The 20,647-nt window shown below is 61.4% G+C and carries 22 protein-coding genes, 1 pseudogene and 1 riboswitch; of the genes and pseudogenes, 15 read left to right on the top strand and 8 right to left on the bottom strand.

Going from position 1 to position 20,647, the window contains the following annotated elements; all coding sequences use genetic code 11:
• Positions 1–50: 50 nt before the first annotated feature.
• Positions 51–1,382: a dicarboxylate/amino acid:cation symporter gene (locus PROPJV5_RS06505; protein ID WP_119715523.1), complete on the top strand. Its 1,332-nt coding sequence runs from the start codon at positions 51–53 to the stop codon at positions 1,380–1,382.
• A gap of 113 nt (positions 1,383–1,495) precedes the next feature.
• On the opposite strand, the gene PROPJV5_RS06500 is transcribed toward PROPJV5_RS06505, so the two are convergent.
• The 3 genes and pseudogenes from PROPJV5_RS06500 to PROPJV5_RS06490 form a co-directional block, all read right to left on the bottom strand.
• Complete coding sequence (locus PROPJV5_RS06500; RefSeq protein ID WP_119715522.1) at positions 1,496–2,581, bottom strand: ABC transporter substrate-binding protein; 1,086 nt, start codon at positions 2,579–2,581, stop codon at positions 1,496–1,498.
• On the bottom strand, positions 2,578–3,405 hold the full coding sequence (locus tag PROPJV5_RS06495) for an ABC transporter ATP-binding protein (RefSeq protein WP_119715521.1): 828 nt from the start codon (positions 3,403–3,405) through the stop codon (positions 2,578–2,580). Before PROPJV5_RS06495 ends, PROPJV5_RS06500 begins: the two co-directional genes overlap by 4 nt.
• Positions 3,402–3,776 (bottom strand): annotated as a pseudogene (locus PROPJV5_RS06490) (FecCD family ABC transporter permease); the annotation flags it as partial. The gene PROPJV5_RS06495 and the pseudogene PROPJV5_RS06490, both read right to left, overlap by 4 nt.
• Positions 3,777–4,319: 543 nt before the next feature.
• Here PROPJV5_RS06490 and PROPJV5_RS06485 point away from each other — a divergent pair.
• The 14 genes from PROPJV5_RS06485 to PROPJV5_RS13085 all read left to right on the top strand — a co-directional run bounded on the left by PROPJV5_RS06485 (position 4,320) and on the right by PROPJV5_RS13085 (position 17,342).
• Complete coding sequence (locus PROPJV5_RS06485) at positions 4,320–5,021, top strand: TetR/AcrR family transcriptional regulator (protein WP_119715519.1); 702 nt, start codon at positions 4,320–4,322, stop codon at positions 5,019–5,021.
• A gap of 23 nt (positions 5,022–5,044) precedes the next feature.
• Positions 5,045–6,370 carry a beta-ketoacyl-[acyl-carrier-protein] synthase family protein gene (locus PROPJV5_RS06480; RefSeq protein WP_119715518.1) on the top strand — a complete coding sequence of 442 codons (1,326 nt, stop codon included), beginning with the start codon at positions 5,045–5,047 and terminating at the stop codon, positions 6,368–6,370.
• Positions 6,367–7,563, top strand: a complete 1,197-nt coding sequence (locus PROPJV5_RS06475) for a beta-ketoacyl synthase N-terminal-like domain-containing protein (protein ID WP_119715517.1) — start codon at positions 6,367–6,369, stop codon at positions 7,561–7,563. Before PROPJV5_RS06480 ends, PROPJV5_RS06475 begins: the two co-directional genes overlap by 4 nt.
• Before the next feature lie 29 nt (positions 7,564–7,592).
• Positions 7,593–7,844 (top strand): phosphopantetheine-binding protein, encoded by a 252-nt coding sequence (locus PROPJV5_RS06470; protein WP_119715516.1) that lies wholly within the window; start codon positions 7,593–7,595, stop codon positions 7,842–7,844.
• 19 nt (positions 7,845–7,863) lie between these two features.
• Positions 7,864–8,637: an SDR family NAD(P)-dependent oxidoreductase gene (locus PROPJV5_RS06465; RefSeq protein WP_119715515.1), complete on the top strand. Its 774-nt coding sequence runs from the start codon at positions 7,864–7,866 to the stop codon at positions 8,635–8,637.
• Between the two features lie 21 nt (positions 8,638–8,658).
• Positions 8,659–9,552 carry an aromatase/cyclase gene (locus tag PROPJV5_RS06460; protein ID WP_119715514.1) on the top strand — a complete coding sequence of 298 codons (894 nt, stop codon included), beginning with the start codon at positions 8,659–8,661 and terminating at the stop codon, positions 9,550–9,552.
• A 14-nt stretch (positions 9,553–9,566) separates the two neighbouring features.
• Positions 9,567–10,484, top strand: a complete 918-nt coding sequence (locus PROPJV5_RS06455; protein ID WP_182858603.1) for an MBL fold metallo-hydrolase — start codon at positions 9,567–9,569, stop codon at positions 10,482–10,484.
• A 28-nt stretch (positions 10,485–10,512) separates the two neighbouring features.
• Positions 10,513–10,926 (top strand): nuclear transport factor 2 family protein, encoded by a 414-nt coding sequence (locus tag PROPJV5_RS06450; protein WP_119715512.1) that lies wholly within the window; start codon positions 10,513–10,515, stop codon positions 10,924–10,926.
• A complete protein-coding gene (locus PROPJV5_RS06445; protein WP_182858602.1) occupies positions 10,913–11,335 on the top strand; it encodes a nuclear transport factor 2 family protein in 423 nt (140 codons plus the stop codon). The genes PROPJV5_RS06450 and PROPJV5_RS06445 overlap by 14 nt, the downstream gene beginning before the upstream one ends.
• 25 nt (positions 11,336–11,360) lie before the next feature.
• Positions 11,361–12,938: a class I adenylate-forming enzyme family protein gene (locus PROPJV5_RS06440; protein WP_119715510.1), complete on the top strand. Its 1,578-nt coding sequence runs from the start codon at positions 11,361–11,363 to the stop codon at positions 12,936–12,938.
• Between the two features lie 7 nt (positions 12,939–12,945).
• On the top strand, positions 12,946–13,293 hold the full coding sequence (locus PROPJV5_RS12705; protein WP_220474364.1) for a hypothetical protein: 348 nt from the start codon (positions 12,946–12,948) through the stop codon (positions 13,291–13,293).
• Positions 13,294–13,683: 390 nt separating this feature from the next.
• A riboswitch (cobalamin riboswitch) is annotated at positions 13,684–13,805 on the bottom strand.
• A gap of 178 nt (positions 13,806–13,983) precedes the next feature.
• The gene (locus tag PROPJV5_RS06430) at positions 13,984–15,081 is read left to right on the top strand and encodes a thiamine pyrophosphate-dependent enzyme (protein ID WP_119715509.1); all 1,098 of its coding nucleotides are present in this window, start codon (positions 13,984–13,986) and stop codon (positions 15,079–15,081) included.
• On the top strand, positions 15,078–16,049 hold the full coding sequence (locus PROPJV5_RS06425; protein WP_119715508.1) for an alpha-ketoacid dehydrogenase subunit beta: 972 nt from the start codon (positions 15,078–15,080) through the stop codon (positions 16,047–16,049). The genes PROPJV5_RS06430 and PROPJV5_RS06425 overlap by 4 nt, the downstream gene beginning before the upstream one ends.
• An 18-nt stretch (positions 16,050–16,067) precedes the next feature.
• Positions 16,068–17,342, top strand: coding sequence for a dihydrolipoamide acetyltransferase family protein (locus PROPJV5_RS13085; RefSeq protein ID WP_119715507.1), 1,275 nt, complete (start codon positions 16,068–16,070; stop codon positions 17,340–17,342).
• Between the two features lie 31 nt (positions 17,343–17,373).
• On the opposite strand, the gene PROPJV5_RS06415 is transcribed toward PROPJV5_RS13085, so the two are convergent.
• The 5 genes from PROPJV5_RS06415 to PROPJV5_RS06395 form a co-directional block, all read right to left on the bottom strand.
• Positions 17,374–17,661 carry a cell division protein CrgA gene (locus PROPJV5_RS06415; RefSeq protein ID WP_119715506.1) on the bottom strand — a complete coding sequence of 96 codons (288 nt, stop codon included), beginning with the start codon at positions 17,659–17,661 and terminating at the stop codon, positions 17,374–17,376.
• Positions 17,662–17,956: 295 nt separating this feature from the next.
• On the bottom strand, positions 17,957–18,331 hold the full coding sequence (locus PROPJV5_RS06410) for a hypothetical protein (RefSeq protein WP_220474363.1): 375 nt from the start codon (positions 18,329–18,331) through the stop codon (positions 17,957–17,959).
• A complete protein-coding gene (locus PROPJV5_RS06405) occupies positions 18,328–19,194 on the bottom strand; it encodes an ATP-binding cassette domain-containing protein (protein ID WP_119715505.1) in 867 nt (288 codons plus the stop codon). The genes PROPJV5_RS06410 and PROPJV5_RS06405 overlap by 4 nt, the downstream gene beginning before the upstream one ends.
• Before the next feature lie 11 nt (positions 19,195–19,205).
• Positions 19,206–19,982: a murein hydrolase transporter LrgB gene (locus PROPJV5_RS06400; protein ID WP_119715504.1), complete on the bottom strand. Its 777-nt coding sequence runs from the start codon at positions 19,980–19,982 to the stop codon at positions 19,206–19,208.
• Complete coding sequence (locus tag PROPJV5_RS06395) at positions 19,979–20,605, bottom strand: hypothetical protein (RefSeq protein WP_119715503.1); 627 nt, start codon at positions 20,603–20,605, stop codon at positions 19,979–19,981. The genes PROPJV5_RS06400 and PROPJV5_RS06395 overlap by 4 nt, the downstream gene beginning before the upstream one ends.
• Between the last annotated feature and the right edge of the window lie 42 nt (positions 20,606–20,647).

Raw genomic sequence — 20,647 nt, 5'->3', positions numbered from 1 at the left:
TTCGTGCGAAAGGGCAGGCCGCCCGCCGCCCCTCTGTCGAAAGGACCCGCATGTCCTCGCTCCGCTCAGCCCTGTCCAGGGGCGGCATCCTCGTGTGGGTGCTCGCAGCCATCGTCCTCGCCCTCGTGCTCGGCTCGGTGACCATTGGTGGCCGCCACGTGCTGCCGGTCGGCGTCGGCCGTGTCTTCGCGACCTTCTCCGACCTGTTCAGCCAGTTCCTCACCTTCTCGATCCCGCTCATCATCATCGGGCTGGTCACCCCGGCCATCGCCGACCTGGGACGCGGCGCCGGCAAGTGGCTCGGCGTCACGGCGGCCCTGGCCTACACATCGACGCTCTTCTCCGGCTTCCTCACCTACCTCGTGTGCGCGACGACCTTCCCGCGGGTGCTGGCCGGGTCGTCCCTCGCCGACGTCGAGGAGCCGGGATCGGCCCTCGAGAGCTACTTCACCGTCGAGATGCCCCCGGTGGTCGAGGTCATGACCGCCCTGCTCCTGTCCTTCGTCGTCGGCATCGGGTTGGCCATGGTGCCGCGCGGTGTCCTGCGCAAGGGATTCATCGAGTTCCGCGCGATCATCACCAAGCTCATCGAGCGGATCATCATCCCGTTGCTGCCCCTGCACATCTTCGGCATCTTCCTCAACCTCACCTACACCGGCGAGGCCTGGGCGATCATGCGCACGCTCGTCCGGGTGGTCGTCGTCGTCCTGCTCCTCGAGGTCGTCATCCTCGGCGCCCAGTACTGCGTCGCCGGTCTCGCCGGCCGCCGGAACCCGGTGAAGGCCCTCGTCACGATGCTGCCCGCCTATCTGACCGCCCTGGGCACCTCGTCCTCGGCCGCGACCATCCCCGTCACCCTGCGTCAGACCCGCCGCAACGGCGTGTCCGACGCCGTCGCCTCCTTCACCGTGCCGCTGTGCGCGACGATCCACCTGGCCGGCTCCACGTCGAAGATCTTCGCCTTCGCCTTCGCGATCGCCTGGACCCAGGGCATCGACGTCTCCGCCGTCCAGTGGGTCGGCTTCATCTTCATGCTCGGCATCACGATGGTCGCCGCCCCCGGCGTGCCCGGCGGGGCCATCATGGCCGCGACCGGCCTGCTCACCTCGATGCTGGGCTTCGACGAGGCCCAGGTGGCACTCATGATCGCCACCTACATCGCCCTCGACTCCTTCGGCACCGCCACCAATGTCACCGGCGACGGCGCCCTCGCGATCATCATCGACACGATGGCGGGCGGCCGGATCCGCAGGGGCGGCAGCGCCCGCGAGCAGGACTTCGACCCGATGGCCTACCTCGACGGCGTCTCGGTCACCGGCCTCGTCAGCTCCGAGGAACTGGCGGCCTCAGCCAAGGAGAGCGGCTCGCAGACGGCCGGCTGAGGGGCGGGACTCCTCGCGTCAGCCCGACCGGCCCCCTGCGGTTGCACCCGCCGGGGGCCGGCTGGCCATGCCCTGCCGGGCATGGCTGCGGGCGCCCGTCCCACGCCGAGCGTCTACTTCATCCACTCGTTGCCGGGCAGGTCGGCCAGTTCGGACAGGTCCAGCCGGGTCTGGACGCCCGAGGCCGGCTGCAGGCCGTAGTGCTCGAGCGCGACGCGCAGGTATTCGGCGCCGTCGATGTTGAGCGGGCCCGAGGTCCACATGGCGTAGGGCAGGTTGACGAAGCGCTCCTCCTTGACCGCCGCCAGGTCCTTCGTCGCGTCGTTCGACCGCAGCGCTTCGATCTTCTCGTCGTAGCTCTGGCCCGGGTAGTCGACGAAGAAGATGATGTCGGGGTCGGCGGTGGCCAGACGCTCCCAGCTCACCGAGGTCCAGGTGTCCTCGACGTCGGCGAGGGCGTTGGTGACACCGGCCGAGTCCATCATGGCCTGCGGGGCGCCGAAGGACCCGGACGAGAAGATGGTGTCCGAGCTGGAGTCGAACAGGAAAGCGGTGGGCCTGGTGTCGGCCTGCGGGGCCTGCTCCAGCGCCTGGCGCCGGTCGTTGATGTCTGCCACGACCGACTCGGCGGTCTCCTCGTGGCCGGTCATCTCGCCCACATTGGCGATGTCGGTGGTCAGGGCGTCCCAGGGGTCCATCGTGCCGCGGTTGCCGTCGTCCTGCCGGCAGGTCTCCGACAGCAGATAGCTCTCGATGCCCTGCTGGCTCAGCCCGTCCGGGGTGAGGTTCTTCTCCTCGGAGAAGCCGTAGCCCCAGCCGGCGAAGACCACCTGCGGCGAGGCGGCGACGATGTTCTCCATCGTCGGGTACTTCTCGGCGACCTGGTTGAGGCCGTCGACCGTCTCGGCGCCGTACTTGAGGGCCAGCACGTCCCGGTCGCGCTGCATGCTCGACACGGCGACGATGTCGTCGGCAGCCCCCGCGGCCAGGGCGATCGAGATGATGTTGCCGTCGTTGACGAACAGCCGGGTGGTCGGGCTCGGGTACTGCTTGGTCTCGCCGCAGTTGGTGAGCTGGACGGTGCCGGCGGACGAGGAGTCGGAGTTCGCGTCGGCGCCGGAGTCCGTGCCCGAGCCGCATCCGGCGGCGACGAGCGCCAGGGTGAGCAGTCCGGCGGGTGCGAGCCGGGAGATCTTCATCGGTGGTCCTTTCCCCCGCTGATGAGCAGGTGACTCTGGTGGGTTTCCGGGTGGGATATCTGCATGGCCTCGACGGCGAAGGCCTCGCCCATGAGGCCGGTGTCGAGCACCTCGGTGGGCCTGCCGAAGGCCTGGAGGCGTCCGTCGTGGAGGACGGCCACCAGGTCGAAGTGGCGCAGCACGGTGTCGATGTCGTGGATGGCCGCGATGACCGTCGTCGGCTGGGCGCCGAGCAGGTCGAGCAGCCGCAGCTGCCAGGCGATGTCGAGGTGGTTCGTCGGTTCGTCGAGCATGAGCACCGGGCAGCGCTGGGCCAGGCCGCGGGCGATCATGGCGCGCCGCCGCTCCCCGCCGGACAGGTTCGTGCAGGGCGTCTCCAGCCGGTCGCCGAGTCCGAGCGCGGACAGCGCCTCGCGGACGATGTGCAGCTCGCCGTGCGTGGTCATCGACCACGGGCTGCGGTACGGGATGCGTCCCAGGGCGACCATCTCGCCCAGGCGCAGGTCGTCCGGCGGGGTCTCCTCCTGGGAGACGAAGGCGATGATGCGGGCCCGTTCCCGCGGCGCGAGGTCCCTCAGCGGCTGCCCGTCGAGCAGCACCCGGCCGGCCGCCGGGGCCGCGATGCCGGCGATGGTGCGCAGCAGCGTCGACTTGCCGGCGCCGTTCGTGCCGACCAGCGCCAGTTTCGTGCCCGGCCCGATCGTGAGGCTGACGCCGCGGACGACGACGTGGCCCTCGACCTGGGCGGCGACGTCCTCGAGCCGGATCTCGGGAATCTGCGCGGTACGGCTGGGGCGTGCCGGTTTCCTGGTCCTGGTCTTCATGCGTCACGACCCCCGAACGCGTACCGGCGCCGCCCCATGAGCACCAGGAAGACGGGGGCGCCGATCACGCCGGTGACCACGCCGATGGGGATCTCCTGCGGGCGGACGGCGACCCGCGAGATGACGTCGACCCACAGCAGGAACAGCGCGCCGGTCAGCGCGGCGATCGGCAGCATGCGCCGGTGCAGTGAGCCGACCATCATGCGCGCCGCGTGCGGGACGATGAGACCGACGAAGCCGATGCCGCCGCTGACCGCCACCAGGCAGCCGATGAGCACGCCCAGCCCGACGAACAGGCCGACGCGCATGGCCCCGACCCGCACACCGAGCGCCGCGGCCGTCTCGGGGCCGGCCGCCAGGGCATCCATCCAGAGGCGGGATTATCAGGCTAGGACAGGTGTTTCACAATCTTGTACAGTCCAAGCTGGTTGGTTAGTTGTCAGCACGTAGCCGTCGTGCTGTGCGAGACCCTGTTCGGCGGCCGTAGTCTGGATGTGTAGCACGTCGGTCGTCACCACCATCCCTCTTAGGGGCCTTTGCGCGTAGCCGCTCGACAGATCGGGGAGACAGCTTCGGTGTCCAGGGCTCAACACCTGTGGCAGGGTTGCCTGGCTCCGTGCGCTGGGACCAAGCTAGGGCTTGGATCAAGTTCGGAGACCATATCAGCGGCGTGTTTCCGATCACGTACACCGACTTCGAGCCGGAGCTACCACCGCGACGTACAGGGCCAAGGTCAAGGGGGTAGATGCTGGTAGCGGCTAGCCAGATTCGACGCCGACAAGTACTACGACCGCGTCGGGGACTCAGCGATCCTGTCCAGCTACCAGTATCAGGCTCTAGTCAACATCTGTCCGGGGTGCTAGGGTGAACATCGTTCGTAACGAACAGTGTTCGTTACACCTGAGGAGCGAAGGATGAATGAACCGCAAGGTCGACGGGGAGGCGCCAGTAAAGCTCCCCTGACGAGACAGCTCATCGTGGATAGTGCGTTGAAACTGATCACTGAGCGAGGTTTTAATGCGCTGACAATGCGCTCGCTTGCCCAAGAACTTGAGACTGGTCCTGCTGCATTATACGTATATTTCAAGAACAGACAGTCTCTTGTGGACACACTCATTAATACTGTTTTGTCAGAAGTTGAGATCCATAACGCAGAGGGTGATATGGCTTGGGATGCTCAACTTGAAGCTTTGGCAATGCGGACAGTGGAATCGCTCGTTAGGTACCCAGGGCTGAGCGCAGGAATGGTTGGGCGAGTTCCAAGCGCTGAAGCGTTGCTTCGTATCTCAGAGAGATATCTTAAAATTCTCCTCGATTCAAGTCATGATGAAATGACCTCGCTGCTCGCAGTCGACGTACTCAATTCTATCGTCATCACGGAAGCAAACGAGATCTCTGCGTTTGAGGCAACCTTAGGCAAAGAGCATCTTTACGAGGCTGAGAACGTTTTATCTGGATTGGATCCTGAGAATTTTCCACACCTAAGTCGACTTTCCCATATGGCAATGATAGCGACGCCAGTCGAACGAGCGCAATGGGCAATACATACATTTACCCGAGGGCTGGCGCAAACGAGCGTTCCGGTACAGTGTCCAATTAAGCTTCAGCTGGATTAAGAATTATTTTGAGGGGAAACACAATGTCGGAAGGTTTCGGAAACAATGATCAGGTTGAGGTCAGAAGAGTTGCCATCACCGGGATCGGTGTCATCGCTCCTGGCGAACCGGGGCGCGATGCGTTCTGGTCATTGATCACTTCCGGAGGTTCTGCAGTGCGTCGAATCAGTCAATTTGACCCTAGTTCGTTCCGCTCACAAATTGCCGGTGAGTGTAATATTGAAGATGACGGTATCGTTATCCAGGAATTTGGTGATGGCGAAGACCTCAGTGCGGTTGACCGCAGTATACGCTTGGCGGTCGCAGCGACTGATGAAGCGCTCGGTGACGCTTTTGACAGCGGGTATGAGACATGCAGCACTTCTGACCGAATCGGAATCTCGTACGGGTCAGCGGTTGGTGCTTCCCAGCGTATGGTTGAACTTTATGATCATTTCACGGATGGGGGAAAGTATTGGCGGTGTCCGCTTGGAGACAAGAACGAGGCGCTCTTTGAAGGGCTCCTGCCAAGCACGTTGGGAGCGTGCCTTGCCGACCGTTACCATGTGAACGGACCAGTCGCCATAGTGTCGGCTGGATGCACCTCCGGGCTAGATGCGGTCGGTCAAGGCGCGGCGATGATCCAGCGTGGAGAGAGTCACATCGTCATTGCTGGCGGCACGGACGCTCCCTTGTTGCCAATCACAGTCGCAAGTTTTGACGCGATCAAAGCTACCAGTCCTTCGAACAAGAAACCAGAGGAGGCTTCGCGTCCATTTGACGCTAAACGAAATGGTTTCGTGCTTGCCGAAGGTGCTGCGACGCTAGTGCTTGAGGATCTTGAACATGCGCGCGCTCGCGGTGCACACGTATATGCCGAGATTACCGGGTTTGCGCGGACTACAAACGGCTACCACATGACTGGGCTAGACAATGAAGGTGCGGAACTTGCTGATGCTATCTCGAAAGCGCTACTGAAGGCAGGAATCAAGCCGGAGCAGATTGACTACGTCAACGCTCATGGTTCGAGCACTCAGCAGAACGACGTGCACGAAACTGAGGCACTCAAAAAAGCTCTCGGCGAGCACTCTCGGCATGTTCCAATCAGTTCAATTAAATCTTCCATTGGCCACTCCCTCGGCGCTGTTGGTGCAATTGAGATTATTGCTTGTGTATTAGCTATAGCAGAGAACTTAGTGCCTCCGACGATTAATTATGAGATTCCCGACGAACGGTGTGATCTAGATTATGTTCCTAATACTGCAAGACGGGCAGTCATTAACGGTGCACTGTCAACTGCAAGTGGATTCGGTGGATTTCAATCAGCGATAGTGATTGAAAATCCTAAGCGTAGAGACGAGATAATATGAGAAACGGGAGAACGTTTATCACACAAATCGCCATCGCTACATCCCAAGGAACGTCCACTGAGGAAGTATGGGACGCAGTCGTCAAAGGTCGTACAACATTCTCAACACTTGAGGACTGCGAGGGGAGGCAAATACTCTTTGGCGATCTCGATACAGAGCGTATGGCCGTCGGGCTGACCGAACGCATCAAGATACAGACGGATCCAATCACGCAAGCCGCCCTCGCCCTGTCAGATCAGCTTTTGAGCGGTGATAATAGTGAGGTCTTGGACCACAGAGACGAGATCGGTGTCCAGCTGGGGAATAATTACGGTGGCTTATCTTTTGCTCAAAGGGAACTGACAAATCTCAGTGAAAATGGGCCTGGAGCGGTTAGCCCTTATCAATCATTTGCGTGGTTCTATTCAGTCAATACCGGTCAGATCTCGGTTCGCCATAAATTGAAGGGGCCGAGCGGGACCGTCGCGACCGAGGCCTGTAGTGGAATTGACGCCCTAAGTCTCGCTAACTACGAGATTTTATCAGGAACAGACTTCATGATTACTGGTGCCATTGATGGTACTCGAAGTCCGTTTGGCATCGCATCTATGTATTCAGGCACAAGTACACTAGCACCTGAAACTGCTGCCGAGGGTTTTGCTCCCTACAGCGCAGAGTCAATCGGTTACGTGCCCGGGGCTGGGGGAGCATTGTTGATGCTTCAGAGCGAACGTATGACACCGCCCGCACAGCGTGATATTGAGTTGATCGGAGCCGCTCGAGGATTTCAGAGCGGGCAGTCGGGAAATGTTCTTCGTGATGTCGTGGAACGACTGTTCACTGAATCGGGGGTAACGCCCTTTGATATTGGCGTTGTCTATAGCGACGCAGTGGGAGTTCCCGGAGTGGACACTCGAGAGCGCGAGACTTTAGTTAAGATCTTCGGCGACAAGCAGCCTCCGACGACGGCCCCCAAGACCGGATTTGGCCGCCTATTTGCTGGCGCTTCAGCGGTTGATGTCGCTCTTGCGGCTCTAACATTGCGTAATCAATGGATCCCACCACTCGCTATTCGCCTCGGTGGACAGGATCCAGATGAACATTTGAACCTTGTGTACGGCGAAGGCCGACCAATTCAGAAAGACACCGCTTTAGTGCTTTCGACTGGCACTGGAGGATACCGTTCCGCAGCACTTTTGCGACTCAATGGTTGACAGTAGCTGCAATCAAAAGGAGACATCTCATGACGACTATAACTGTCGATGAACTGATCAAGATCACTCAAACCGTTGTCGGAGAAGATGAGGAGCTCACGATCGATGAATCAATCCTGGACATGTCTTTTGAAAAATTGAATTTTGATTCGCTGAACGTCATTGCCATCAAAGCTAAGCTTGAACAGAATCATGACTTCAAGTTTCCCGAAGGGCGAAATTACGCGTTAATCACACCACGTGAACTCATTTCTATCGCTAATGACCAGTTGACTAGCTAGTTCCAAGGAGGTGAAGTATATGACGAAAGTGGCAGTGGTAAGTGGTGGCACTTCGGGCATTGGCGAAGCAATAGTCGAGACTCTTGCACAAGCAGGCATGCATGTTGAATTCTGCGGGCGTTGCGCAGAATCTGTGAATCTGCATGAAAGACGGTGGCAAAATGAAGGGTTGACTGTTACTGGTTCGGTGTGTGATGTGGCGAACGAGAAAGATGTCGACCAGTACATCAAGGATATTGTTGCTCGATGTGGCAAGATTAACTGCCTTGTTAACAATGCTGGAACCTCAGGTGGGGGGCCTTTCCATGAGCTCTCCACGGATATTTGGCGTCATATCATGACAACAAATTGTGATTCTGTTTTCTTCATGAGTCGCGCTGTTCTCCGCGAAGGAGGGATCCTGGACAATGAGCATGGGCGCATCATCAACATCGCCTCGACTGCGGGGAAGCAAGGGATTCCCTTGTCAGCACCTTACAATGCCTCGAAGCATGCAGTGATCGGAATTACTAGATCGCTTGCTCTTGAATATGCGAAGCGAAACATTACTGTCAACGCTGTGTGCCCTGGATACGTCGAGACTCCTATGGCTGATACAGTTGTCAGATGCCATGCTGAAATTTTTGGACGCACTATTGAAGAGGTTCGCAGCGAGTTCGAAAACAAGATCCCCATCGGTCGGTACTCCACCCCCTCAGAGGTTGCCTCGCTTGTCAATTACCTTGCTGGCCCAGAAGCAGCAGCTATCACGGGTCAAGCACTGAACGTGTGCGGTGGTTTAGGTCGATTTTAGAGACATTGAATAGGAACCCCCATGAAACATTCAAGCACCATCAATGCCCCTGCTGACGTCGTTCAACGCATTATCAGTGACGCAGAGAACTGGCCAATCTTCTTTACTCCTACAGTTGCTTGCGAGCGAAATCGCAGAGATGAAGCACACGAAGAACTTAGACTTTGGGCGCGTAAGGGTGAACTTGACACGACCGTTTCTTGGCGCTCCTCGCGTCAGTTCAGCGCTGACCGGCGGAATGTCACCTTCCAGCAGCTAGAACCAGCACCACCCCTGACCGAGATGACAGGAGTATGGACAATCAGAGATATCGATGAGAAGTCCACTGAATTGACGCTAAGTCATACTCTCGCTGCAGCTGACGAAGATGCACTCCGGGCAGCGCAGACCATTACTGATTATAACAGCACCGTCGAACTAGCGAACATTAAGACCCTTGCTGAGACATATGGAAGTTCTCTGTCAGAACATATCGTCCGTAGCCAAGATGAGGTCTGGATCGATGCCGATGTACACGAGGTGTTTATGCCTCTTTGGGAAGTTAACATGTGGCCTGACTTCTTGGACCACGTGGGTGCAGTCACAGTGCATTCGCAAGGAATCAATCAGCAACGGTTCTCAATGGAGCTCGGCCGTAACGCTGAACAAGCCCATTCGGTCGAATCTGTGCGGGTAGCGCGTCCTGATCAATGGGTTGCTTTCAAGCAGATCCAGACCCCAGCTGGTGTGTATGGACATGCAGGAACTTGGACGTTCGAAGAGGCTGAGGGCGGTACTCGTGTAACCGTCCGGCACCTTGCTCTGCTTGAGCGTGCAGGAAACGTGTCGCTACCGGATCTAGTTACTCGGCTCAGCGCCAGCTTGAGCCAGAGTAGTCTCTCGACGTTGGCTGCGATTAAGCGCTTGACAGCATGAGGAGCTGTAAACTGATGTTGGCACTCCCAAGTAATAGCCCCGTAGTGCGGCTGAGTAAACACGCTTTTGCTTACCAACAGCTCCCTGGCTCTTGGTGTCAGAACAATGTTGGCATCATCCAACTCGACCAAGCCGGCGCAGTACTCCTCGTTGATACTGTCGCAATCGAGGCAAGAAACCTCATGTTGCGGCGTGCATTGGAAACCCTCGCCGCTGTCCAGATTGACGTCGTTAATACTCATTTTCACGGTGACCATACTTTTGGGAACTTTATATTCTCGGACGGCAATATTCTTGGGACGGAGTTAACGGCGGAGTTGATTGTGCTTGCCGGGGACGACCTCGTGCGCAGGCAACCCGGTATCAACTTCGGTAATGTTCAGGTCACTCCTCCCACTAAGCTGGTTTCGAATGGGTACAGTATTTCGACAGCGTGGGGTGATGTCCAATTTCTTGAGTTCAAAGATGCCCATACGGCCAGTGATCTTGTCGTTTGGTTGCCTACAGAGAGGGTTCTCTTCACTGGTGATATTGCATGGAATAACGTTACACCCTTTGCTCTTATGGGCTCTGTCACCGGATCTATCGAGGCTCTTGAAATACTTCAAAGATTAGATGCCCAAACTGTTGTGCCTGGTCACGGACCTGTCGGAGGGGCTGAGATGCTCCAAGACTGTCTTGATTATCTACGGCTGATTCTTGTCTATGCCGAACAAGGGATCAACACAGGTGCGAATGTCTGGGAAACCGCTGAAGAATTTGAGCGAGAAAGCACTAACGTGAAAATCGACAATGAGCGGAACATTGCAAATATCGCTCGCGCTTTTGCGGATCTTCGCGGCGCTGATGATTTTGATGTTTTAGCCGAATTGGCTGTTATGGAGAAGTGGAAGAACCGTACTAGCCTGCATCGTGGGCTTGGCACCGTTTAGTTGCGCCGCACGGAAGGTTTATTTGTCGATGAATGACCCATTAAGTAATCAGTTCTTTTCTATCCTCCAGTTTTATGGCGAACATTTTGCTCGGATTGACGAAGGTGATATCCAAGGCTGGGCTGGCGATTTCGCCGATGATGCGAAGTTTGTGTCTCCAACGACGGATGTGACGACAGCGGAGAAAATCTTCAACGTAGCATCAAAAGCTCATGAAATGCGATCTCAACAAGGCTTGAAGAATCGACATTATCAGTCTGGGGTGCATATCAATGCTTCCAGTGACGGGAGAGCAAGCGTGACGTCATACGTTCTTGTTGTCATGCTCGATGGTTCTGAAACTCAGCAAAGGTTATTGTCGACCGTGGTGCGAGACGAACTCGTTTATAAAGGTCGCTGGACCGTGCAAGCTCGGAGGATCTCGTTCGATGGACGGCAGTGAACAAGCGAACACGTTTTTCAAAATCAGTCAACTATATGCTCGTCAAACTCAAGCCATCGACGAGGGTGACATTGCCCAATATTCTAATACATTCGCCCTACAGGCAGTAATCGTCAACACTGCCAACAACAGTCGTCTCATAGGACGTGACACTATTCACTCGGTTGCGATGGATAATTTTGTAGCGAGAAAAGCAATTCGATTGCAGTCGCGTCATTTTATGTTCACTCCCTTGATACGTTATCTTGATAACGGTTTGATCGGGGCATCGTCACGTGTCCTGATCATGCAGATTCTTCGCCACGGATTCGCGTCGATTCTTGCGAGCGTCATTTGTGACGACATCATCGTTTGCGGCGCGGGCCATGAACCCACTATTCAATTCCGTACCATATCACTATCTGGCTGATTAAACCTACTTCGGAAGAACTGACATGATCCAAACTCAACATACAAAAAGGATCGAGATACCTGAAATAGCAATTCCTGATCTACTTCGCGCCACGGCTGCACGCTCGCCCAACTCTATTGCAGTCATAGACAGAGGGTATGAGCTCACATATAAGGAACTCAATGCACGTGTGGAGAAACTAGCACAAGCCATTCGCCCTCTCGTCTCTGGGGAGCGATGGAAGCGGATTGGGCTCACATGGACCCCGACACTTGATGGTGTCATTACCTACTATTCGGTACTTCGCGCCGGAGCAATCATGGTTGGTCTTATGCCGCCCAAGCCCGCTGTGGAGCTGGTCCGTGCTGTTGAGGAGACTCAACCTGATTTCTTGATTCTCGACGAGACGACCCGTGAGAAGATTTCCGATCTCGCTCAACGATTTACGACTTTTAATCTTGTCGCAGTAGCGAATGAATTGTCAGATCGACTAGGTCAATCGTTGACGAGAATCAGGACTTCGCCCGCCTCTGACGACCCCGCCGTGCTGGCTTTCACCAGTGGTACTACCGGTCCTTCAAAATGTGTCAGACTCACCCACAAGAACGTTGTCGCTAATGCACTTATGGTAGCATCGGCCCATCGCATGTGGGGTCAATCGGTGATCTTCGTCAATATGCCTATCATGAACCCGCTGCATTTGAATGCGGCTATCTCTGTTGGTGCATCCTTTGTGATTGATCCTGCGTGGGAGAGCGGCGCAATAGCTGATCGCTTGGAACGATACCAAGTCACACATTTTTATGGAATCCCAACCCTGTTTGGATTGCTGGAAAACGATCCTAGTATCGACGCTGAGCAGCTTGAGACTGTGAAGTATTTTTCGTGTGGGTCCAAGGCCCTCGCGCCCCAGCTCAGCGCATCGCTTGAGCAACGCTTCGGGATCAAGGTTTTCCAAGGATACGGACAGACTGAAACAGCTTACCATTCTCATGTCGATGATCCTGACAATCCTGTGCATGGGTCCGTTGGCATGAACCTTCCTAATACTGACACGCGCGTCGTCGATGTCGTTACACGTGAACTTTTGCCAGTTGGTTCGATTGGCGAAATTGAGATTCGCGGTCCACAACTGATGGATTGCTACATGAACCGACCTGACCTCGAGCCATTCGCAAAGGGTGGATGGTTTATGACCGGTGATATTGGTTATCTTGACGCTGATGATCATTTGTTCGTTATTGATCGTTTGGTGGATATCGGATACCGTAATGGAACTGTGATTTCCCCCTCTGAACTCGAACGTCAGTTTGAAGCTCATCCTGGCGTTAAGGAGGCTGGGGTCATACTGGAGTCATCGGATACCTCATCTCCTCTATCCGTAGTCGCTTTTGTGGTGCTTCGCGAAGCTGTAGCCTCAGCTGATAAACCTGCTTTAAGTAGCGCTGATTTTCGATACATTGATGCGTGTGATGAAATCTACTTAGTAGACCACATTCCACGTCTTCCTATTAATGGAAAGATCGACCGTAAGACTTTGCTGGCACATCTGCCTGTAGTCCGATCCTTGAATTTTGCTCAAACAAACATTATCAGCATTACAAGCCTTTGTGGAAAGTAGGAATCCAATGTTAATATTGCAAATCATCAACGCGGTGATCGCTCTGTCCACGATAATCGCCGCCTGCCTTGCGCTCGCGAGGCCGAGTGCATTCAGTGGCTCTCGCAACGTGGTTGAGGGTGAACGGTTTTTCGCGAACATGTACGCGACTCGCGCAATTCCCCTTGGGATTCTTGTTGGAGCATTACCATTCATTTCCTTTGCTAGCCAGTGGCCAACCAAGGCGCTGCTTATTGCGGCCGCTCTTGTTCAAATTGTCGATGCTATCATCGGTGCTGGAAAGAAAGAATGGGGCATGGTAGGTGGAGCAGGAGTGGCCTTCATCGTTCATGGTCTGACAGCCTGGCTAATCTGATCGCAGCTGAAAGACCCAGATCATCTCATAATTCTGTCCGGCTGTAATATCACAAGCTAGCTCTAGGTTATGTCAAGTGGTAGGGGGTAGCGAGGGCTACTGGAAGGTTTCTCGTGGTGAGAAGTTGTCGAGGGTGACTCGGTGTGGTCCTTCGTTGTGGTTTTTGCGATGGCTGTGATCGAGGGTTGTCATACCCAACTTGTTGTCTGGCTGTTTTGAAACGAAATCGGTTGTTGATTGAGTTTAGGAAGCTGCTTAAAATCGTAGGTCAAAGATGCGACCTATAATGTAGGTGCTGACCACGCTGAGGATTTCCTCTGGGGTCTTGCGTTGGATGCTTGAGGTGTGGTTCTTGCGGCGTTCCAGACGTGATTGACCGGGTTGGGGTCTAGGTCTTCGGACTCGGGTCATCCGAGGCCGGCCCCTTCCCGGGTCTCCCCAGTGGGTTCTCTGTGCCGGCCCCGTCACCTTCACCGCTGCGCGCCAGTCCCGGATTTGCACCGGAGTTCCCTGGCGCCCATCGTCATGGGCGCGATCGACTCGCTCGCAGCATAGGCCCTGCGCACGCCGCGCGTCGAGTCGACCTCTCATCGGGTTCTCACAGCGGGCCGTCCTCGGCGGCCCTTGAACTCGGTCTTTACGGTTCGGTAGGTTACTGAAACGTAGGTTTTGTTCGAGGAGAGGACCAGCATGGGCGCAGACGACCCGACCCGGCCGGTGCAACTGCTCACGCCCGACGGCCGACGTGTCGAGGACCCGCGGTTCGCCTGGCGGGGCGGCGACACCGAACTGGTGACGATGCTGCGGCGCATGATGCTCGGCCGTCGCCTCGACACCGAGGGCGCGGCGCTCCAACGCCACGGCGAGCTCGGCCTGTGGCCGCCGCTGCGCGGCCAGGAGGGCTACCAGGCGGGTATCGCCGCCGTGATCGAACCGGCCGACATGGTCTTCGCCACCTACCGCGAGCAGGCCCTGGCCCTGGCCATGGGCGTCGGTGTGGCCGATCTGCTCGCCCTGTGGCGCGGGGCGGGCATGTCGCGCTGGGACAGCGAGGCCACCCGCGTCGCGCCCTTCTCGATCATCATCGGCTCGCACCCGCTGCACGCAGTCGGCTATGCCATGGGTGTCGACCTGGAACGCTTCGGCGACGGGCCCGTGCCCGCCACGCTGGCCCTCTACGGCGATGGCGCCTCCAGCCAGGGCGACGTCAACGAGGCACTCGTCTTCGCCGCCGCCCAGGACGCGCCCGTCGTGTTCTGCTGCGTCAACAACCAGTGGGCCATCAGCGAGCCCGTCACCAGCCAGAGCCGGGTGCCGCTGTACCAGCGCGCCCACGGCTTCGGCATCCCCGGTATCCGCGTGGACGGCAACGACCCGCTGGCCGGCGCCGCCGTCATCGGCTGGGCGCTCGACCGGGCCCGCGCCGGACACCCGGTGCTCGTCGAGGCCTACACCTACCGCATGGGCGCCCACACCACCAGCGACGACCCCGGCCGCTACCGCGGCGACGAGACCAGCGCCGACTGGGCCGCCAAGGACCCGATCGAACGGCTCCGCCGGCACCTGCTCGACACCGGACTCGTCGACGACGCCTGGCTGAGGGCCATGGACGCCGAACTCGACGACTTCGGCGCCGACGTGCGCCGGACCTGCCGCGAACTCGACGACACCCCGATCGAGCGGGCCTTCGACGAGCTCATCGGCGAGCCCGGCGACTACCTGCGCGCCGAACGCGCCGACTGCCTGGACTGGCTGTCCACCGCACCCGACGAAGGAGACGCGGCATGACCGAGCTCACCCTCGCGAAGGCCCTCAACACGGCCCTGCACGCGGCGATGGCGGAGGACTCCCGGGTGCTCGTCATGGGCGAGGACGTCGGCCGCCTCGGCGGGGTCTTCCGCATCACCGAGGGCCTGTACGACGCCTTCGGCCCGCGACGCGTCCGCGACATGCCGCTGGCCGAGTCCGGCATCGTCGGCACCGCCGTCGGCCTCGCCCTGCGCGGATTCAGACCGGTCGTCGAGATCCAGTTCGACGGCTTCGTCTTCCCCGCCTTCGACCAGATCGTCAACCAGGTGGCCGGCTACCGTGCCCGCACCCACGGACGTACCAGCCTGCCCATGGTGATCCGGGTCCCCTTCGGCGGCGACATCGGCGCGGTCGAGCACCACTCCGAGTCGCCCGAGGCCTACTTCATGCACACCCCGGGCCTGCACGTGCTCAGCTGCGGATCGCCCCACGACGCCCACTGGCTGCTGCGCCAGGCGATCGAGTGCCCCGACCCCGTGATCCTCTTCGAACCGAAGGCCCGCTACTACGTCAAGGGCGAGGTGGGCCCGGCCCCCGACCTGCCGATGACAGCCGCCAGAACCGTCCGGCCGGGCCGCGACGCCACCCTGCTGGCCTACGGGCCGACCGTCCGAACCTGCCTGGACGCCGCCGAGGCGGCCGCCCGCGAGGGCCGCGACCTGGAGGTCATCGACCTGCGCGCCCTGGCACCACTCGACATGGCGGTGATCCGGGCCAGCGCGGCCCGCACCCGCAGGGTCGTCGTCGTCCACGAGGCGCGCCGCACGCTCGGGCCGGGCGCCGAGATCGCCGCCCGGCTGGACGAGGAGATGTGGGGCTCACTGGACGCGCCGGTGCTGCGTGTCGCCGCCTGGGACGTCCGCTACCCGCCGGCCCGGGTCGAGCACGACTACCTGCCTGACGCCGAACGCGTCCTCGACGCAGTCGACAGGTCATTCGCCTACTGAACACAGCAAGGAGCAACCGTGCCCAGCTATCTCATGCCCGACGCGGGCGAGGGCCTCATCGAGGCCGTCATCGTCGAATGGCACGTCTCGGTCGGCGACCGGGTGGCGGTCAACGACGACCTGCTGTCGGTTGAGACGGCCAAGTCGGTCGTCGAACTGCCCTCGCCGTTCGCCGGAACCGTCACGCGGATTCTCGCCGCCGAGGGCGACACCGTCGAGGTCGGGACACCCGTCGTCGTCATCGACGACGGTTCCGAACCCGCCGACGCGAATCGGGGCGACGAGCGCTCGCGGGAGCACCAGGAGGCCGCCGAGAGCCCCGCGCCCGGGACCCCGCACCCCGGGGCGAGCCAGGACGACGGGGCCGTCGAGGGCCCCGCGCCCGGGGCCCCTCGCTACGCGTCCCGCGGTGCCGAGGGCGCAGCCGAGCCATCGGGTCCCGCGGCCGCGGCACCGTCCGGGCCCGCATCCGAGGCCGGGGCGCCGATCCTCGTCGGCTACGGCGCCACGCCCGGGCGCGTCCCGCCGCGGGCCAGGCGCCGACGCGAGCACGCAGTCGACCGACGCACCGGCGCCCGCCCCAGGCGCGACGACCTGCAGGACGCCGACGCGGTGCGCCGGGCGACCGCCCGCAACGTCACCGCCTCGAAGGACGGCAAGGTGCACACGACGGCCTTCGTCGAGGTCGATGCCGGAGCCGTCGTCGACCTGGTCGCCACGCTGCGCGCCCGGCGCGACTTCGCCGGCCTGCACGTGACCCCGCTGCTCATCTGGTGCAAGGCCGTCTGCCTGGCGATGCGCACCAACCCGATCATCAACGCCAGCTGGCCCAGCGAGCACGACCGGATCACCCTGCACGAGTCGGTCAACATCGGATTCGCCGCCGACACCCCGCACGGACTGCTCGTACCCGTGATCCGGGACGCCCAGGACCGCGATCTGAAGGACATGGCCGCCGAGCTGGGGCGCCTGGTCAAACTCGCCAAGGCGGGGCAGTTGCAGCCGGCCGACTACAGCGGCGGCACCTTCTCGATCACCAACCTGGGTGGCCTCGGTCTGGACGCCGGTACTCCGATCATCAGTGGGGACGAGAGCGCGATCCTGGCGATCGGTTCCATCCGACGCAGGCCGTGGGTGAGCGAACGCGACGGCGAGGAGTTCATCGAGCCGCGCTGGACCTCGTCGATGTCGCTGTCCTTCGACCACCGGCTCATCGACGGCGTCGAGGCGGCACGGTTCCTGTCCGATCTCGCCGCGCTCATCACCAACCCGGCGCTGGCGATGATGTACTGAGCATCCGCGGGCGTGTGCGAGGCCGGCGGCGCTACTTCCAGAAGGTCGCGATGAAGAAGCTGGCGGCGATGAGCCCCAGGCCGATGGCGAAGTTCCAGTTGCCGAGCACCGCCATGAAGGGGATCGTGTAGCCGGCGATGTAGAAGAGCACCAGCCACGCCACGCCGATGAGACCGACCGGCACGAACACGTAGGGCACCCAGGCGCGGTCGGCGATGCGGACGGCCTGCAGCTTCTTGTTCGAGGCCTCCTTCGCCTTGGCCTTGTTCTTCGACTTCTTCTTGTCGACGGCCTTCTTGCGAGCCTTGGATTCCGGCACGGTTCGCTGCTCCTCGTGGACGATGGCTGACTGCGCCGCGTTGAAGGCGCAACATGGCAAGCCTAGTGGACCGGCCCCAAACACGCCGGGCCTGTGATCTGCGGGTGAGACCGGCGGGCATCAGGGGAGCAACAGGCGCGTGTCCTCGCCACGACCGGCCGTGGGCCGTGGGGCGCCCCGTCGGCACTGCCGGGGGCCCGCCGGCGGAGCCTCTTTCGTGTCGGTTCCGATCTGGTGGCCCTGCCGCACCCGTCAGGGCCGACGCTCCGGGCGGTTTCCCCTGGCCCCGCGGGTCTCAGACGTCGCAGACGCTGAAGGCGAAGGACCGGAGCGGGCCGATCGATCCGTTGGCGATCTCGGAGACGTCGGGCAGGTCGCGGTTGCCCTCGACGCGGTTGAGCGCGTACCTGGTGCCGTCCGGGGACGTGAAGGTGAGCACCGGGTCGCCGTCGGCGTTCCTCTCGCAGCCGACGGTGCCGCGGTCCACGTCGAGTGCCCATGAGTGGCCGAACTGCTCGGCGGTGACCTCCTGCGGGTTGCTGGTCGCCGTCCTGGAGGGGCCGTCCGTCGGGTAGTCCTCGGAGTGGAGGGCCCCGCAGCCGCTTGTTGCGGCGACGAGCAGGGCGGCGGCCGCGCCGGTGAGAATCGTGCCGATGGTCTTGGTCATCATGATGTCTCCTTCGTTGCCAGGGCCATGTAGCCGTCCTCGAGGGACGGGTCGACCGGCTCGGCGTCGGCCGGTGGGGTGCGGGTGACGATGCGGTAGCGGGTCCCCCGGGTGGTGCTCGTCGCGTTCACGACGATGGCGTCAACCGGTGGCGCCGCCTGCGGGGCGGTGAGCCAGGTGCGGCCGCGCGCCTCGTCGACCAGGCCCGTGGTGGGCCCAGCGAAGGTCTTGTGCCCGTCGCGCAGGACGAACACGTAGGGGCAGGTCTGGGCGACGTCGTCGAGGATGTGGGTGGACAGGATGACGGTCCGTTCGCCGCCGAGCCTGGCGAGCAGGGTGCGGAAGCGGATGCGTTCCTCCGGGTCGAGCCCGGCGGTGGGCTCGTCCACGACGAGCAGCCGCGGGCCGCCCACCATCGCCTGGGCGATCCCCAGGCGTCTGCGCATGCCGCCGGAGAACCCGCCGATGCGTCGCCGGGAGGCGTCGGCGAGACCGACCTGGTCGAGGAGTTCGTGGGCCTGCCTGCGTCTCTCGGCGCGCGGGGTGACCCCCTTGAGGACGCCGATGTAGTCCAGGAACTCGACCGGGGTGAGATTCGGGTACGGCTCGACGTCCTGGGGGAGGTAGCCGAGGGTCTTTTTGAGCGTGCGCCGCGCCCGCCGGTCGGACAGGTCGTGTCCGTCGACGAGGACACGGCCGCGCGTGGGCTCGATGATCCCGCAGACGATGCGCATGAGGGTGGTCTTGCCTGCGCCGTTGGAGCCCAGCAGTCCGATCATCCCGGCGGGCAGGTCGAGGGTGACCTCGTCGAGGGCCCCCGGCTTCCTGCGGAAGTCCTTGGTGACGTGGTCGATGGAGATGAACACGGGTTCTCCTTTCAGCTGCGGTTCCGGGCGCGGGCGAGGGACGAGCCGGCGGTCAGGAGCAGCGCGATGAGCACGGCCTGCCAGGCCAGGGACAGGGCCGCGGCACGTGGCGTGGCGGCGTCCAGGCCGAGCGGGCCGGTGGGTGCGTAGCGGGGGTAGAGGGGCTGCGCCCCGTAGAGCCCGGCCGCAACCGTGTCGCCGACGAGGTTGAGGACGGTGCCGTTGAGCGTGGGCAGGGGGATCAGTGGCGTGGAGAACACGGCCCCGAACCAGAGCAGCACCGCCGCGACGCGCGCCACCCCGTGCGGCAGCAGGGCGCCGAGGAACGCCGACAGGCAGGTGGCGATCAGCGCGCTGGGCAGGACGATCGTCCCCAGCACGGCGATCGCCGCCGGGACGGCCGCCCCGTGGCCGGCGGCGGTCTGCCAGATACCGGCACCCACCAGGACGACGGCGCTCGGGACGAGGACGACCCCGAGCGTCCCCAGGACGAGGGCGGCGTGGCGCACCGGCGGGGCGACGGGCGTCGAGGCCTCGATCTCGTCCATGCTGCGACGCGACGTGGAGGCGAAGAAGTCGGTGAACGCCGCGGCGTAGGCGGCCCCGCAGAACAGGGCGATGATCTGGCCGGTGAAGACCAGGTCCGGCGTGTCCCCGGTGCGCGGGGCACCCGGGGACACGAACGCCAGCAGGGCGCCGAAAGCCGTCAGCGGCACGATCGCGAACCACAGCCAGACGCGCCGGCGCGTGATGCGCGCGTGGGCGCCCGCGGCGTTGATCAACGTCATGCCGTCACCACCTTCGCGATGTTCTTCTCCGCATCCCCGAGGCGCCGGGCCGCGGCGGCGGCGAACCCGGCGGCCAGGGCGAGCAGGACGCCGCACCGCACGGCCAGCACATCGACGTAGGGCTCCCACACCAGGGCCACGAACATCCATCCCGCGATCACGGCGATGACCGTCGTCGACGCGGACTTGGAGAAGGCGGCGGCCATCAGCGCCACCGCCACGATGAAGACCGCGGCGCTGACCGGGCCCAGGGCGCTGACCCAGCCGGCGTCCCTCGGCCACACCCCCCGCAGGTGCAGGGGCGCGAACATCGCGAGGGCCGCAAGCACCGCGATCGCCAGGACGAGGGAGCAGCGGGTCAGCTGTGCCGCGCGGAACGACGTGGGCGTGGACTCGTGCAGTTCGATGATCGGGTCGCCCGTCAGCGCCGCGACCGCGGCGATGCCGACCGCGATCGGAAACATCGCGGTGAACCAGATCATGGCGACCGCCGTCTGCGTCACCGGCCACGACCCGGCCATGGTCACGCCGGCCGCGGCCACGGCGACACCGGATGCGAGCGGCAGCGCTGCCGCCGGCGCCCCGATGCGCCTGAACTGGGCGCGGATCCTCGTATGGGACATGACCCTCCTCGGTGTTCCCGGCCAGGGGCCGTCACCTGGTGA

Source organism: Propionibacterium ruminifibrarum (genome assembly GCF_900289195.1).
Lineage (GTDB): Bacteria > Actinomycetota > Actinomycetes > Propionibacteriales > Propionibacteriaceae > Propionibacterium > Propionibacterium ruminifibrarum.
The sequence above is the reverse complement of the archived record's forward strand: the minus strand, read 5'-3'. Positions and strand labels throughout refer to the sequence as shown.